Below are 2,707 nucleotides of genomic sequence, written 5' to 3'. Positions count from 1 at the left end.
CTCGCGCGGTATCGCCGCCGCCATGGGCGCCGGCGGGCCCTCCGGGCGGCTCGGCGGAGCCGCCTGGCTCTACGACGAGCCCGCCGAGCCCGGGGAGCGCCAGCGCCATCTCGTGGGCCTGTACTGCCAGTACGCCGCCGCGCACATCGCCCGGCTGATCGAGCTCTCCCGCGCCCGCGCCGCCGTCGCGACCGTCCAGGAGGAGTTGCTGCCCACCCGGCTGCCCCGGATCCCCGGGGTGCGGCTGGCCGTTCGCCACCACCCCGGTCCGCACGGCGGCGGCGACTGGTACGACGCGCTGCCGCTGCCGGACGGGGCGCTCGGGCTCTCGGTGGGCGGAGTAACCGGTTCCGGGCCGAGCGCCGTGGTCGCGATGGGGCGACTGCGGGCCTCGCTGCGGGCGTACGCGGTGATGGAGGGCGAGGATCCGGTCGCCGTCCTGTCCGATCTGGAGCTGCTGCTGCGGCTGACCGAGCCCGCCCGCTCCGCGACCGCCCTCTTCGCCTACTGCGAGCCCGGGACGCGCAAGGTGGTGCTGGCCGGGGCCGGGCACTGCCCGCCGCTGCTCACCGGGGAGCGGCGCACCGAGTTCGTGGAGACCACGCTGTCCGCGCCGCTGGGGATGCTCTCGTGCTGGGAGGCGCCCAGCGTCGAGATCGAACCGTCGTCCGGGGAGACGCTCCTCTTCTACAGCGACGGGCTGCTCCACCGCACCGGTGAGCCGATGGACCGGGCCTTCACCCGGCTGCATACGGCCGCGGCGAGCGCTCCCAAGGGCGTGCGGGCCGATCCGGACGCCTTCGCCGACCATGTGCTCCGTACGGTTCTCCCCGACGGTCCGGCGGCCCCCGTGGAGCGGCCCTCGGAGGACGGCACCGAGGACCTGGTCCTGCTCGTGGCCCACTTCGACTGAGGTCGAGTCCGGCCAAGGCTCGAAGTCCGGCCGAGGCTCGAATCCGGCTAAGGCTCGAGTCCGGCCGATGCTCGAGGAGGACCACGGCCCTCGCTGGAGCCGTGGTCGCCCCGCGCTTCGGGCCCTCCCGGCCGCCGCGCCCCCGCACATACGATGGGTGGGGTCCAGTTCGAGGAGGAAGACGTGACCGAGGAGCCCACTCCCGAAGCCCCGGAGAACCCGGAGGGCGAGGAGCCCATCAAGCAGCGGAAGAACGGCCTCTACCCAGGCGTTTCCGACGAGCTTGCGGCGAACATGCAGTCCGGTTGGGCGGACACCGAGCTGCACGACCTGGAGCCCGTCGAACAGGCTCCGCACACCGCCCGCCGCCGCGCCGCGCTCTCCGCGCGCTTCCCCGGAGACCGCCTGGTCATCCCCGCGGGCAATCTCCGTACCCGCTCCAACGACACGGACTACGGCTTCCGCGCCTCGACCGAGTACGCGTACCTCACCGGCGACCAGACCGAGGACGGGGTGCTGGTGCTGGAGCCCGAGGCGGGCGGCGGCCACACCGCGACGCTGTATCTGCTGCCGCGCTCCAACCGGGAGAACGGCGAGTTCTGGCTGGACGGCCAGGGCGAGCTGTGGGTCGGCCGCCGGCTCAGCCTTACGGAGGCCGAGAAGCGGCTGGGCCTGGCCGCCAAGGACGTCCGCGAGCTGGCCGACGAGCTCAGGGCCGCGACCGGCCCGGTCCGTATCGTGCGCGGTCACGACGCCGCTCTGGAGGCCGCGCTGACCGACAAGGTCACCGGTGAGCGCGACGAGGAGCTGCGGGTCTTCCTCAGCGAGCAGCGCCTGGTCAAGGACGAGTTCGAGATCGGGCAGCTCCAGGCGGCCGTCGACTCGACGGCCCGCGGCTTCGAGGACGTCGTCAAGGTTCTGGACAAGGCGCGGGCGACTTCCGAGCGCTATATCGAAGGAACGTTCTTCCTTCGGGCCCGGGTCGAGGGCAATGACGTGGGCTACGGCAGCATCTGCGCCGCGGGCCCGCACGCCACCACGCTGCACTGGGTGCGCAACGACGGCCCGGTCCGCTCCGGTGATCTGCTCCTCCTGGACGCGGGCGTGGAGACCACCACCCTCTACACCGCCGATGTGACCCGCACCCTGCCGGTGAACGGCACCTACAGCCCGCTTCAGCGCAAGATCTACGAGGCGGTCTACGAGGCACAGGAGGCGGGCATCGCCGCGGTCCGGCCGGGGGCGAAGTACCGCGACTTCCACGACGCCGCCCAGCACGTCCTGGCCACCAGGCTCGTCGAGTGGGGCCTGGTCGAGGGCCCGGTGGAGCGGGTGCTGGAGCTGGGGCTACAGCGCCGCTGGACGCTGCACGGCACCGGCCACATGCTCGGCATGGACGTCCACGACTGCGCCGTGGCCCGTACCGAGACCTATGTGGACGGCACCCTGGAGCCCGGGATGTGCCTGACGGTCGAGCCGGGGCTGTACTTCCAGCCCGACGATCTGACCGTGCCCGAGGAGTACCGGGGCATCGGCGTCCGCATCGAGGACGACATCCTGGTGACCGAGGACGGCAACCGCGTGCTGTCGGCCGCGCTGCCGCGGACCGCCGACGATGTCGAGGCGTGGATGGCCCGCCTGACCGCCTGACCGCCTGAGACGGCGGCTCATCGTCTGATCATGTGGGTCCTGTGGGGAGCGGCGGTGCCGCTCCCCACAGCCCGTTCTCAGCCCTGCCCCGGCACCTTGCGGGTGGTCACCGCGATCCGGTTCCAGGAGTTGATCGTGAAGATG

General features: G+C 72.4%; 2 protein-coding genes. Both read left to right on the top strand.

Annotation, left to right across the window (positions count from 1 at the left end; translation table 11 throughout):
• Positions 1 to 913 (top strand): PP2C family protein-serine/threonine phosphatase (locus tag KN815_RS47640; protein WP_216347999.1); only part of this gene is annotated, 913 nt, incomplete at its 5' end.
• A 153-nt stretch (positions 914 to 1,066) separates the two neighbouring features.
• Complete coding sequence (locus KN815_RS47635; RefSeq protein ID WP_216347998.1) at positions 1,067 to 2,563, top strand: aminopeptidase P family protein; 1,497 nt, start codon at positions 1,067 to 1,069, stop codon at positions 2,561 to 2,563.
• Positions 2,564 to 2,707 lie beyond the last annotated feature (144 nt).

Source organism: Streptomyces niphimycinicus, assembly GCF_018883605.1.
GTDB lineage: Bacteria > Actinomycetota > Actinomycetes > Streptomycetales > Streptomycetaceae > Streptomyces > Streptomyces niphimycinicus.
The sequence above is the reverse complement of the archived record's forward strand: the minus strand, read 5'-3'. Positions and strand labels throughout refer to the sequence as shown.